Raw genomic sequence first — 12,840 nt, 5'->3', positions numbered from 1 at the left:
ATTATATACCTATATATATTATAGTTAAATAGAATCATTTAACGGGATAATCCGCGGTTTTTTACGTTAAATAACTTAAAAATCTTTTATTTAGTTCTAAAGGAGTGAGTCAATTGAATCAATCTGACTACCAAGTTCAATTAAATATGTGGGATGCTGTGATCGTCAAAACAAACCGCCCGGCAGAAATTATGCTAATGGATGATGCTAATTATGCGAAGTACATGGATGGAATGAAATATAGATATTATGGCGGCAAGACAGAAAACAATGCATTAAGAATTCCAGCCCCTAACTCAGGGCATTGGCACATTATAGTACTGAAGAACAACGCACTTGGTCCAGTTACCCATTCACTTCAAGTCATTCGGAACTAAAAAAAGCGCCGCTCGGAGGCCTATCATTCCCCCGGTGGCGCTGATTGTTCTTTTATAGCATTAGCCTCTGCCTGCCTGGAATCCAGGATACTTAGTCATTCCTCCATCAGGATAAATGGTATTGCCTGTTACATAGCTGGCTTCTTCGGATGCCAACCAAACCGCACATGCTGCAATTTGTTCAGGTTTGCCGATATACCCCATCGGGATAAGGTCGATGACCCCTTGTTTTTTTTCAGCGTCCTGGAATTTTTCCGCGTTGATTGGTGTATCGATGGCCCCCGGTGAAATATTATTGACTCGGATGCCTTTAGGCGCATATTCTAAAGCCAATGTTTCTGACATCATCTTCACTCCGCCTTTGCTGGCAGCATAGTGGACGAAATGAGGCCAAGGAATCCGGTCATGGACGGATGCCATATTCACAACTGCCCCTTTTATTTCATGTTCCACCATATACTTAATGGCTTCTTTACTTCCTAAAAACATACCTGTTAAGTTAATGTCAATTACTTTTTGCCAATCTTCCAACGGAAGCTGGTCTGAAGGGACTTCATTCTCCATCCCAGCGTTATTGACCATTACGTCTACTGAACCGAAAGTTTTGGCAGCGAAAGAAATCATCGATTTCACTTCTTCTTCCTTCGTGACATCCACTTTAAAAGCTGCAGCCTGGCCTCCATTCGATTCAATATAATCGATTGTATCCTGAAAATCCTGTTCATTCTTATGATACCCGATTACAACTTTAGCCTTTTCCTTTCCGAAACGTTCTGCCATTGCCTTTCCTAACCCAGTGCCAGCACCAGTAATAACGACTACTTTTCCTTCTAAATCTTTATACATATTAAATCTCCCCTTTTATTTTTTTGTGAAACCCAACAATACTCCTCCGGCTATAACGAATGCACAGCCGATAATAATAAAAACTAATTGTTTCTTAGATTTTTTTTCGCCTAGCAAGAAGATGCCGCCCAATGTTGAAATGACAATCCCCATTTGCGAGAAAGAAAATCCGATAGCGACGCCGACACGCGGATTCGCCAGCAATAAGCCAATGTTACCTACTGCCCACATAATACCGGTAATCACATTGCGCATAGCGTATTTATTGAACGGTTTATGTTTAAGCGACAGGATAAATGCAGTTGCCAACATCCCGATCGCTTGCGGTAAAATAGCTGCCCAGCCATTAATATCAAACCATCTGACAATGACAACATAAAGGACAAAGCCGATGGTTGAAATAAGAAGGAAAAGAGCTCCTTTCTTCGTGTTCCCTTTCTTTTCATCCTTTGCCTGGTTGAGCCCTGTCATTACCACACCGGCAATGATACAGATTAAGGCAAGAATCCCCAAAATGATCGTTGTCTTTTCTGTCCATTCTTTGAAGACAATGACACCAAAGAATGTTGTACCCAGCAATTGCAGCCCCGTCGAAATCGGAACCGTCTTTGAAACTCCTAATTGTTTTACACTATTGAACTGGTTCAACTGGCCTACGGCCCAGCCTATACCGGATATAATACCTACTACCCAAACGGTGGCATCCATTTGAGGTTGCTTAATAAAATACATTACAATAGCAAATATAAACGCCCCTGACGTAATGCCCAGCGTTTGGGAATATGAATTGCCTCCCAATTTTTCACTGACCAGAACTAAACTTCCCCATGTCAGAGCGGGCAATAAAGCAAATAATATACCTTCCACAAAAATACCTTCTCTCCCATAATTATAAATTCGCATGTATTATAGATATTCCTATAAGTTATTCAACTATATTGTTTATTCCCGTTTTTCCTCGTAAGAAACCTAGTTAGCAATTTTTTATATGTACCTATTTTTACTTCTTTATAATAGAGTAGACTTATATGAAAACCTTGGTGGCTATTTTCATTGATTAACATAACAAAAAACGGTACTGTGGATAGTAATAGATAATGTGAAATTTATAACGGAAGGGAACTTTTCATGCCATTACAGCCACGCTTTAGAGATGCAACCATACAGGATTTGCCGCAAATTGTCGCTATCTACAACTCTACGATTGATTCCCGGATGGTCACTGCCGATCTGGAGCCTGTATCCGTCGCCAGCCGAGAGCGGTGGTTCCGGGAGCATACGCCAACAGAAAGGCCATTATGGGTTGCCGAATATGGAGGGGAAATATGCGGTTGGATCAGTTTACAATCTTTTTATGGAAGGCCGGCTTATCAAGCTACAGCTGAATTAAGCATCTATATTGATGAGGCTTTCAGAGGAAAAGGTTTAGGGAAAGAAATGATGCAATACGTTTTGGAGAAATCTCCTTCTTTGGGCATTAAGACGTTGCTTGGTTTTATATTCGGCCATAACCTGCCCAGCATGAAATTATTTGGACGGTTTGGCTTTGAAAAGTGGGCTAACCTTCCAAATATCGCAGAGTTAGACGGGATTGAAAGAGATTTGGTCATTATGGGCAAAAGATTGTAATAGTTATTTAACTACAAATAAAGGGGGAAGGCGCACTATTATACTGCCGCCTTCCCCTTTTCCCTGTGTATTACTTTTTCCGGAAGCCCTAACACTATTTTTCGGCTTTTTTAGTTGTAGGAATGCCAAGCCGGTTCATTTTTTCATACAGGGTCGATCTGCCCATCCCCATCAGCTTGGCAGCTTTGGATCGATTGCCGTCCGTCTGTTCAAGTGTTCCGATGATCAATTCCCTTTCACGTTCTTCCAAGCTCGTTCCATATGATTCAATTTGGGAGGATACCGGCATATAAACCATTTCCGGTTCGTCTTCCTTTTCTACCGTCCAGTTGGGAGGTATGACAATATGCGAAATATGTTCAGGCAGATCGGACAATTTTATTTGCTCTCCATCGATCAGATAAACAGCTCTGCGGATAACATTTTCCAGTTCCCGGACATTTCCCGGCCATTCATGGGCCTTTAATGCATCAATGGCGTTTTTTTCAATGCCTGTCACCCGTATGCCCAGCTCTGAACTGAACTTATTAATAAACATTTTGACAAGATGGGGGATATCCTCAAGGCGCTGCGATAAAGGAGGTATTGTAATGGAGAATACATTAATGCGGTAGTATAAATCCAAACGAAACTCGCCTGCTCTGACTTTTTCTTCAAGCTGTGTATTGGTGGCAGCAACTATCCTTACATTTACTTGAATAGGATCAATGCCCCCCACCCTTTCAAACTCCCCGTCTTGCAGAACGCGCAACAGTTTTACCTGTAAAGCGGGCGGCATATCGCCTATTTCATCCAAAAAGAGCGTCCCTCCATTGGCAAGCTCGAATTTCCCTGGCTTCCCTTTCTTCTTCGCTCCCGTGAAAGCGCCTTCTTCATATCCAAAAAATTCAGACTCCATTAATTCTTCGGGTATGGCGGCACAATTGACTTTGATAAAAGGCGCACTTCTTCTCGGACTTGCATTATGTATACTGTGGGCAAATAATTCCTTCCCTGTGCCGCTTGGCCCCAAAATAACAACTGGCAGATTGGCTTGGGCGACTCTCATTGCTTCTTTCTTGGCATTGTCCACTTTGGCGTTAACTGACACAATATGTTTAAATGTATACTTGGCATAATTGGATTGCCGGGCTTCCTGCCGAAAGTAGGTAATCTCCTTTTCGAGAGTCTCCATCTTTTCAACCAGCTTTTTCAATTCTTTTATATGGTGGAACGTTACTTTCTCTACTGCCCCAACCGTTTCTCCTTCTTCTACCAAAGGAAGGCATGACACTGCATAACGTGTTCCCCTGATCATTTGAATATCATTTACATCTGAGATTCCCGTTTCAAGTACATTCACTAGGTGGCTTTCCTTGCGGATATCAAAAATCGATTTTCCAATTGCCTCACCTGCCTCAATGCCTAAAAAATGGCACATATTGCTGTTTATCATAGTAATTTCACCTTCACGATTGACAACAGTAATGCCATCATAAGCCAGCTCGAGTACCGTATCCAATGTCGTATTCAATTGCTGTACACTATGAAGCTCCTTTGTCAGCAACTCCAATTTTGTCATATCCTGCAGAATCGTGACTGCGCCAAACCAGCCATCCGGTCCGTCCACTAACCGGCAGTTAACAAGAAAAATATGTTCTCCCACTGTACAACGCTGCCCAAAGATAGGTTGTCCATCAGCAAGTACATGATCAATCCCCAACTCAGGAAAACAATCCGTTACAGCCTTCCCAACCATTCCTTTCGCCTCCACTTCCAGCATTTCGGCTGCCGCTGCATTGAACACTTGAATGATGCCATCTCTATTTACATTAATGACCCCATCTTCCATCGTTTCAACAAGCGAGCTCAAATTATAGGCAAGTGCATTCGATTGGTTCAACAAACCTTGAAAAGCAGTGCTTTTATTGATCATGCCGATTGGCCGATTTTCTTCATCCACTACCACAACCTGGCTTTTCGGGCTTCCAAGAGACAAATTAACATCAATTTCATCATTATAGGCAAGTGAAAAGACATTATGTACCATCACTTCACTGACAGGTCCATTCAAATCAATTCCATTTATAAGAACGTTATATATATTCGATCTTGTAAATATCCCGCATAGTTTTCCATGTTCATCAATTATCGGCAGAGCATCGCAATGTTGCTGGCGAAATATAGTAACCGCATTAAAGATTGTTTCTTCCTTTGATAGAGTGAGTATGTTCAATAAAGCTATATCGATTGCCTTCATAGTCTTCTTCCTCCCATCAGTCCCCATTATTTCAATGATATACCTTCATGGCTCTCCTCTTCAACAATGTATCTGTATAAATGTCTGATTTTTCGGACACTCCATCAAATGTATCCATTTTTTACGGACAACCGCTTCATTCATTTATGAAAATAACCCGTTATACCGACTTACCCATTCTGTCAGCGTAACTTCCCTTGCTCATCCTCTACCACGATTACCTTCTGCTCTTCATGAAACGATTCCCCCGTCTGCCCGGTTATATGGTCAAAAAGGGTATATAAAAATACTACATTGGTTCCATACAAAAAGCTATGAGGCGGGGAATGTAAGTAGTTCCATTGTTGCAGAGAAAATCTAAAATAGCTGTCTATATAATCTTGGAATTCGAAACAGTCTTCCAAGATTCAGATTAACTTTTTAAGAGGCTTGTTCCTTTAAAACCCTTTTTAAAGATACTTGTATCATTCATTTTAACGTAGGAATTAGATGACGGCATATTCTCTGCTATTCGAATGTAGTTATTTAAATAATATCCTAAATTTCTTCACAGCTTGTAGGATAAGACTCTTCCAACTTATGATGACAAAGATAGTGCTTGTTGTAGATCTATGATAGCGGAAGGTACGGGACGGATCAGCGGGACAGATGAGACCCTGGGAGCCCCACGGGCTGAGGAGGCTCATCGCATGCCCCGCGGAAAGCGAGTATCCTGGAGCGATTACTGCTCGCTAAAACCAATGTCCTTAAGGAGTCAAAAAATAGCATTTACCATGTGCCCTTATTTGGACTGGCAAACTCAAAATACTAATACATGTAAACTGAATTCTTCATATAACGCTCTAAGATTTTTCGAGTCACTTCACTTCAGACCAAGTGTTTTCAATTTCTCAAAAAAAAAACGAATATAAAACCTTTACGGTTTTATACTCGTTTTCGTTACTCTACTTTATCTAAACTATTGGCGGGGATTGCCATAGCTTTTGATCGGATATAGAAAAAAGAAATGATTTTTATGTTACCAATTCAATGCAAGCGCTGCTTTTTCACGATTTTGCTGGACTGTTCCAAGATACCCTTCATAATATCTGGCCCTTTTGACAAACAGGTGGCAATCCAATTCTTCAGTGAATCCTATTCCGCCATGGATCTGTACATTAGCCGCTGAAGCTGCAATAAAGGCTTCCGTCGTATATGCCCGCGCACTGTAGATGGCTGCAGCCCGGTCTTCAGCATGTGTATCCAATGCCCAATTGGCATAATAGCTTAATGAACGTGCTGTTTCAAGCTCCATCTTCATATCGACAATCCGGTGCTTAATAGCCTGGAATCTTCCGATTGGCTGGCCGAATTGCTCACGGATTTTAGCATATTCTGCGGCCATGGAAACAATCTTTTCCATGGAGCCGACCATGAGTGAACACAATGCAGCATTCATGTGCAATAAGCCTTCTTCAAGCAGTATGTCAGCTTTGCCGGCTTCACCAAGTACTTGTTCTTTCGGTACTTTTATATGATGAAATGTGATTTGGCTCAATTGCAGTGATTCATCGAAGGCTTCCTGTTTTTGGATGTCTTCCAGCTGTTCCTGATGAACGATAAAAAAAGTATGCCCAATTTGGGTCGTTGACAGTACAAGGATATAATCAGCACTTGCACCATTAGGCACGAGTGTCTTTGTACCGTCCAGAATGTAGCTTTCTCCTTCAACCCGGGCTTTTGTCTCCATGCCCTGTGTCACGTATCCCATATTCGGTTCCATCCATGCCACCGTCATCGTTTTATTGCCCGATGCGATTTCTGGAAGATAGCGTTCCTTCTGCGCATCAGTACCGTACTTTTCAAGCAATGGGACAGCGAATGCCATTGTTTCTGCATAAATTCCAGGAAGAAGGGCTCTGCCCATTTCTTCAAGCACGGGCACCAAGTCCAAGGAACCTAAGCCCAATCCATCATATTGTTCAGAAATGGTGATGGCCATGCAGCCAAGCTCACTTAATCCAGACATCGCCTGTTGGACTGTATCTTCATTTCCTTTGATGGAATCACGTGCCATTTTTGTCTGCCCCGCATTGTCCAAGTATTTTTTAACATAACCGCGGAACATTTCTTGTTCTTGATTTAATGAAAAATCCATCCTATTACACCTCCTCCATTTTGGCTACCTTCCCATATCTTTTGGCAAGCCTAAAATACGTTCTCCGATTGTATTCTTCTGTACTTCACTGGTTCCTCCGCCTATCGTCATCCCAAAAGAGTAAAGGAAGTTTTCTTGCCAAAAAGGATTGAGGATAGCATCATCCTTCCATAGGATTCCCTGGTGGCCTTGCATGGACACTGCATAGCTGAATACTTCTTTTGTCAGTTCGCTCACCATAAGCTTATCCATGGAACCTTCAGGGCCTGGCTGCCCATTTTTCAATGTTTTTGTGAGATTGCGGTAATAATTCAATAACGACCCTTTTGTTTTGGTATACAGATCAACCATCTTTTGTCTTACATAAGGATCCTTTAAAGCTGGCTGCCCATTCAGATTCAAACGCTGGGCATCCTTTACCAAATCTTCGAATTGCTTTTCCAAGGTAAACACCTGGCCGCCAATTCCTGTGCGTTCATGCATCAATAAGGCAATGGTGACTCTCCAGCCCTCATCCACCTCTCCGATAATATCAGAGTCATAGGCAACCGCATCATTCAGATAAACTTCATTGAAATCATGCTGTCCGTCCATTTGGATAATCGGCCGGGTTTCAACACCGCTCTGATGCATATCCAAAAGGAATACAGTAATTCCTTTATGCCTTTTTTCCTGATTGCTCGTGCGTGCCAATAAGAAGCATCGGTCAGCCAAATGTCCGAAGGAGGTCCACACCTTTTGTCCATTGATGATCCATTTATCTCCCTTCTTGACAGCGCTTGTCTGAATAGCTGTCAGGTCCGAGCCCGCATTTGGTTCAGAATATCCCTGGCACCAAACCTCTTCGCCAGTGAGGATTTTTTCGATATATTGTTCTTTCTGTTCCTCTGTGCCAATTTGCATCACTGTAGGGCCTACCATATGGATGCCGACGTAGTTGATTAATGGGGGAGCCTCTACTCTGACCATTTCCTGTTGATAAATGATCTCTTCCATGAGAGTTGCATTGCGCCCCCCGTATTCTTCCGGCCATGCAATAGCGCCCCAACGCCCTTCATTCAATTTATTTTGCCAATTTCTGAGGAATGCCGGATATTCTTCGCTGTTTTTATCAAGATGGCGTTTTCCCTCCATCCATCCTTCTGGCAGATTTTCCTCAAGCCATGACCGCAATTCATGGCGAAACGTTTCCTCTTTTTCCGTAAATGAAAAATCCAATGGTTTTCCCTCCTTAATGAAGCTTTATTGCCTCTATTCGACTAAGCCATCTTCCATTGCGGCAGAGCACGCTCTTCCGTAATATCCTGCCAGGTCATCTGAAGAGGCATGCCAATCGTAAGTTGATCGGGATTGCATTCAATGATATTGCCGATTAATTTGACAGCTGGCACTTTATCCAGTTCTACCACTGCAATGATCAAAGGTAGATCATCCTGGAAGCCGGGAAGAAAAGGGCGATAAGAAACGACATAGGAATAGAGCTTGCCGGAAATATCGTTCCCAAGGTTCTCCCAGCTCAATTCTTCACTCCCGCATTTGGCACAGGCAGGACCAGGGGGATGTGAATACTGGTGGCAGCTGCCGCACTTTTGCAACGATAATTGATGGCGGTCCGCCGCATCCCAATACGGGGTATTATCTGGCGTTTTCAATGGAATCGGTTTTTGGTAACTCATTTAGTTTCCTCCTAGTTTCGTAGAATCATAGCTCCAGCTATATCAGGTCCAGCCCAACCTGTACAAATGCCGATTTCACAGCCCTCCACCTGGCGGTCTGTTCCCTCATATTCGTGTCTGATCTGCCGGACAATCTCAAGTACATTGTTCATCCCATGTGTATAACCTTCAGAAAGCATGCCTCCTGCCGTATTGGATGGCAATTTTCCGCCCATGCGCAGATTTCCGGCTGCTACGAAATCGCCTACTTCTCCACGCGGGGCAAATCCATACGCTTCCAACTGTCTAAGCACTACCCAGCTATAACAGTCATAAATGGATGCTACTTGAATATCTTCCGGTTTCACCCCCGCATTTTTATAAAGTTGCGGCGCTACATAATCAGAAGCCACTTCATCCAAGTTGGACCAGTAATGAGAATGGGAAACGCATTGGCGGGCAGCCATTCCCATAATATAGACCGGTCTGGATTTGCAATCCTTCGCCCGTTCGGCAGATGTAACGATAATGGCATTCGCTTCATCTGACTCCAGACAGAAATCATGCTTATTGAAAGGGGAGCTTAAAGTCGGTGTATTGTGATACTCTTCCATCGTTAATGGTTTTCCATAGAAATATGCTTTAGGGTTGCGTTGGGCATGTTCATAAAAGCTTGTGCATACATGTCCAAGATGTTCTTTAGTTAAGCCTGTCTCATGCATATGCCGGGTGGCAAATAATCCGAACCATTGTCCTGGACCGCCTGCTCCATATGGAATGATAAAGCTTCCGCCATCTATGGCAGTCTGAAGCATATTGACATCCCAACCTCCTCCGCCCATTCTGACTCCCGAGCGGCCATTCATAGAACGGAAAATAAGGACTGTATTCACCTGGCCTGTTTCGATCAGGCTGACGGCATCCGCAATCAGCATTTCTGTACTGCTTCCACCACCTAGAATATCCTTTACATAACGCGGTCTAACCCCTAAATATGTCGCCAATTGATGCGACGTACAGGAATCATTTTCAGAATAACTCATAAAACCATCAATCTCTTTAGGTGAAATACCTGCATCTTTTATAGCTGCTCTGGCAGCATCTAACGCCATGTGCAAAGGGGTTGTGCCTGAATTCTTAGAACGCGCACTTTCTCCGACACCAACAATCGCATAGCGGTCTTTTACATTTACCATGTATGATCCTCCATTTCTTTAGAAAAAACGCAATACGGCTTTCCCTGTACCGACTGCTACCCCTTCAGCCTTTTCAGCTGATAAGCTAAGCCGCGCACAGGACCGGCCATCCTGTTCAAATAATTCTTCTATAACTCCATGGCAGGAAATGCTGTCTCCAGGCCTTGTCATCGCTCCGAAACGCATATTAAAGGACTGGACTTCCGCTTGTGATCCGGCAAGCTTCATCACATATTCCCCCAGGAAGCCCATTATCAGCATCCCATGGGCGATCACTCCGCTCAAACCGATGCTTTGTGCAAATGCATCATCTGTATGCAAGGGATTAAAATCTCCTGAAGCTCCGGCATATTTCACCAGTTGCACTTTTGAAACTGCCTCTTTGTGAAGCGCATCCAATTGTTGTCCGGGGACCAGGCTTTCAAATTGACCAATCATCATATCCACCTCCCATCGTTAAACTGCAGCCTGTCTGTACACAATATTTGTCCGGCTTATAACAACCATATTTCCCTCAGAATCCTTCATTTCAGTATCAAGGACTAGAAATTGCATTGTTCCGCTTTTTCCTTGTTTTTCATATAAGTCGGCAACCTTCATTTGGCAGTGCAATACATCTCCGGGCCGTATCGGCCTTGAATATATGAATTCCTGCTCGCCATGCAGCATCCGTTTTTCATCCAATTCCAACGGCACACCAGTTCCTTCCACTCCTAAAGCAATCGGAAAAGTGGGAGGGGCAATGATTCCTCCATACGGTGTTTGCTTTGCATACTCCTCGTCGATATACAACGGGTTTCTATCTCCAATCGCCTGTGCAAATTGTTTAATATGGCGTTTATCGACTTCTACTACAAATATCTCACCCTGCATGCCGATCATACCAACATCCAAATCCATCATAATTCACATCCTTAACGTACTCATTTTCCTAATTGAACGGACATCCTTTTATAATGCAACATACATACCAGACACTTTCCCGGACATTGTTGGACACATTTTTTTATAGAGATAAAAAAAGAGGCTGGGACAAAACTAGTCAGATAATAAAAAAAGTGAAATTGAGTGCGCTCAATTTCACTTTTTTCTATTTTTCTCTCTTCATCCTTATTGGTTGACCGCGAATTTTCGTAAATTCACGGCCATTAATGCCAAGCCCATTTCATTTTCAACTTTCGCATTTCCTCGAACCGAAAATCGAGTGAAATGCAAATTAGCTTTCAAGAATCCAAAAAATGGTTCCACATCCGTTTTTCTTTGACGATAAATGGAACTCGTTTTCTCATCTGAAAGCTTCGCTCTCACATATTCTTTTTGTTGTTCCCACTTCTCATTCACCATTAATATTCGATGATTCCCTTCTTTTGCTTTTGTACACGATGAACGAAATGGGCATCCCGAACAGTTTTCACACTTATAAATCTTAAATTCACGTGTAAAACCTGACTTATCTGTTCGCACAGAAGTAGATTTAAATACAAGATGTTGTTGATTTGGACAAGTGTAAGCGTCCTTTTCTTCGTCGTAATGCCAGTTTGCTGAATTGAATTCGTTTTGTTTGTACGTTTTCTTTTTTTCTTTCACATACATTCCATAGGTAATTAAGGCTTCTCGTTTTCGATTAGAAAGGATGTCATCGTAATTCTGTTCACTTCCATATCCTGCATCAGCGACGATGTGCTTTGGCAATTCAAAATAATGTTGCTCGATTTGGTCTAAGAATGGAATTAATGTACGTGTATCCGTTGGATTTGAAAATAGGCTATAGGCAAGCGCATATTGACCTTCTGTTGCGACTTGTAGATTATAACCAGCTTTCAATTGACCGTTCTTCATATAATCATCTTTCATTCGCATAAATGTCGCATCAGGATCTGTCTTCGAATAACTATTTCGCGTGCCGAAGGTTTCGAAGTCTCGTTGATATTTCTGTTTCCGCACAATGAAATCAATGATTTGTTTACGTGCTTGTTTTGGGAATTTTCGTTTGCTTCTAAACATTTTTCGTTCCGTCATGTCCGATGACTCTTCAATTTTTTTGTCATATTCGGTAATGACTTCATCTACTTTTTGCACTACCTGAGCGAGTTCCTCAAGTGATAATTGTTCTTCATTTTCCTGTTCGATTTTAGGCATGATTTCTTTTTCAAGTAGTTCCTTGTAGAGTTGATTCGACTTTTCAATTAATCCTTGATGATAGTTCTCGATGGATTTCTTCCACACGAATGTAAATTTATTCGCATTCGCTTCAATCTTCGTACCATCAATAAAGATCGCTTCTTGATCAATAATATTTTCTTGCACGAGCTGGCAACGGAACTGAACAAAACATTGGCGGATTAATTCCTTTACTTCAGGGTGAACCCGGAAACGGTTGATGGTGCGATAGCTTGGTTCATATCCTTGCGCTAGCCACATCATACGGATACTGTCCTTTAAAAGGGCTTCTATTTTCCGGCCTGAAAAGACCGATTGTGTATAAGCGCATAGAATGATTTTCAACATCATACGTGGATGATAGGCAGGACAACCTTCATGTCGAAGAAATGGTTCTAGCGCTTCATGAGGGATACTTTCAACTAAGTGGTGTACGTGGAAGGCGATATCATTCTTTTGTAATCTTACTTCTAAATCTAAAGGCAAAACGAGTTGATTCATGTTATAATCTTTAAACATAAGGACCCTTCTTTCAGATAATTTTTGGTATGTGGTGTACTCTAATTTTATCAGAAGTGGTCCTTATATTATTGTAAAAACA

At 42.2% G+C, this 12,840-nt stretch carries 12 protein-coding genes; 2 read left to right on the top strand and 10 right to left on the bottom strand.

Features of this window, described 5'->3' with window-relative positions; all coding sequences use genetic code 11:
* The first annotated feature begins 113 nt into the window (after positions 1-113).
* Positions 114-377, top strand: a complete 264-nt coding sequence (locus ABC357_RS01550) for a DUF1883 domain-containing protein (protein WP_412885822.1) — start codon at positions 114-116, stop codon at positions 375-377.
* A 60-nt stretch (positions 378-437) separates the two neighbouring features.
* On the opposite strand, the gene ABC357_RS01545 is transcribed toward ABC357_RS01550, so the two are convergent.
* Together ABC357_RS01545 and ABC357_RS01540 are read right to left on the bottom strand one after the other, a co-directional pair.
* Positions 438-1,223 (bottom strand): glucose-1-dehydrogenase, encoded by a 786-nt coding sequence (locus ABC357_RS01545; RefSeq protein WP_412885821.1) that lies wholly within the window; start codon positions 1,221-1,223, stop codon positions 438-440.
* Between the two features lie 15 nt (positions 1,224-1,238).
* Positions 1,239-2,126: a GRP family sugar transporter gene (locus ABC357_RS01540; RefSeq protein ID WP_412885820.1), complete on the bottom strand. Its 888-nt coding sequence runs from the start codon at positions 2,124-2,126 to the stop codon at positions 1,239-1,241.
* A 225-nt stretch (positions 2,127-2,351) separates the two neighbouring features.
* Between ABC357_RS01540 and ABC357_RS01535 the strand changes: the two genes are divergently transcribed.
* Positions 2,352-2,852 carry a GNAT family N-acetyltransferase gene (locus ABC357_RS01535; protein ID WP_412885819.1) on the top strand — a complete coding sequence of 167 codons (501 nt, stop codon included), beginning with the start codon at positions 2,352-2,354 and terminating at the stop codon, positions 2,850-2,852.
* A gap of 94 nt (positions 2,853-2,946) precedes the next feature.
* On the opposite strand, the gene ABC357_RS01530 is transcribed toward ABC357_RS01535, so the two are convergent.
* From ABC357_RS01530 to ABC357_RS01495, 8 genes are all read right to left on the bottom strand, one after another.
* Positions 2,947-5,091: a sigma 54-interacting transcriptional regulator gene (locus ABC357_RS01530; RefSeq protein ID WP_412885818.1), complete on the bottom strand. Its 2,145-nt coding sequence runs from the start codon at positions 5,089-5,091 to the stop codon at positions 2,947-2,949.
* A 1,018-nt stretch (positions 5,092-6,109) separates the two neighbouring features.
* Positions 6,110-7,228, bottom strand: a complete 1,119-nt coding sequence (locus ABC357_RS01525) for an acyl-CoA dehydrogenase family protein (protein ID WP_412885817.1) — start codon at positions 7,226-7,228, stop codon at positions 6,110-6,112.
* Positions 7,229-7,252: 24 nt separating this feature from the next.
* Positions 7,253-8,446, bottom strand: a complete 1,194-nt coding sequence (locus ABC357_RS01520) for an acyl-CoA dehydrogenase family protein (RefSeq protein WP_412885816.1) — start codon at positions 8,444-8,446, stop codon at positions 7,253-7,255.
* A gap of 41 nt (positions 8,447-8,487) precedes the next feature.
* Complete coding sequence (locus ABC357_RS01515) at positions 8,488-8,904, bottom strand: Zn-ribbon domain-containing OB-fold protein (RefSeq protein ID WP_412885815.1); 417 nt, start codon at positions 8,902-8,904, stop codon at positions 8,488-8,490.
* Between the two features lie 11 nt (positions 8,905-8,915).
* The gene (locus ABC357_RS01510; RefSeq protein WP_412885814.1) at positions 8,916-10,079 is read right to left on the bottom strand and encodes a thiolase C-terminal domain-containing protein; all 1,164 of its coding nucleotides are present in this window, start codon (positions 10,077-10,079) and stop codon (positions 8,916-8,918) included.
* An 18-nt stretch (positions 10,080-10,097) separates the two neighbouring features.
* Positions 10,098-10,520 carry a MaoC/PaaZ C-terminal domain-containing protein gene (locus ABC357_RS01505; protein WP_412885813.1) on the bottom strand — a complete coding sequence of 141 codons (423 nt, stop codon included), beginning with the start codon at positions 10,518-10,520 and terminating at the stop codon, positions 10,098-10,100.
* 15 nt (positions 10,521-10,535) lie between these two features.
* Entirely contained in the window at positions 10,536-10,982 is a 447-nt protein-coding gene (locus ABC357_RS01500) for a MaoC family dehydratase N-terminal domain-containing protein (RefSeq protein ID WP_412885812.1), read from the bottom strand.
* Positions 10,983-11,189: 207 nt separating this feature from the next.
* Positions 11,190-12,758, bottom strand: coding sequence for an IS1182 family transposase (locus ABC357_RS01495; protein WP_412885811.1), 1,569 nt, complete (start codon positions 12,756-12,758; stop codon positions 11,190-11,192).
* Positions 12,759-12,840 lie beyond the last annotated feature (82 nt).

Source organism: Bacillus kalamii (assembly GCF_047238185.1).
Classification (GTDB): Bacteria; Bacillota; Bacilli; order Bacillales; family DSM-1321; genus Bacillus_AD.
Note: the sequence above shows the minus strand (reverse complement) of the source record. Positions and strands in the feature narration are given on the sequence as shown.

Coding starts and splice junctions, on each gene's coding strand:
- ABC357_RS01510 (WP_412885814.1), bottom strand. CDS start 10,079: ATGGTAAATGTAAAAGACCGCTATGCGATTGTTGGTGTCGGAGAAAGT.
- ABC357_RS01540 (WP_412885820.1), bottom strand. CDS start 2,126: ATGCGAATTTATAATTATGGGAGAGAAGGTATTTTTGTGGAAGGTATA.
- ABC357_RS01505 (WP_412885813.1), bottom strand. CDS start 10,520: ATGATGATTGGTCAATTTGAAAGCCTGGTCCCCGGACAACAATTGGAT.
- ABC357_RS01525 (WP_412885817.1), bottom strand. CDS start 7,228: ATGGATTTTTCATTAAATCAAGAACAAGAAATGTTCCGCGGTTATGTT.
- ABC357_RS01500 (WP_412885812.1), bottom strand. CDS start 10,982: ATGATGGATTTGGATGTTGGTATGATCGGCATGCAGGGTGAGATATTT.
- ABC357_RS01515 (WP_412885815.1), bottom strand. CDS start 8,904: ATGAGTTACCAAAAACCGATTCCATTGAAAACGCCAGATAATACCCCG.
- ABC357_RS01495 (WP_412885811.1), bottom strand. CDS start 12,758: ATGTTTAAAGATTATAACATGAATCAACTCGTTTTGCCTTTAGATTTA.
- ABC357_RS01545 (WP_412885821.1), bottom strand. CDS start 1,223: ATGTATAAAGATTTAGAAGGAAAAGTAGTCGTTATTACTGGTGCTGGC.
- ABC357_RS01535 (WP_412885819.1), top strand. CDS start 2,352: ATGCCATTACAGCCACGCTTTAGAGATGCAACCATACAGGATTTGCCG.
- ABC357_RS01530 (WP_412885818.1), bottom strand. CDS start 5,091: ATGAAGGCAATCGATATAGCTTTATTGAACATACTCACTCTATCAAAG.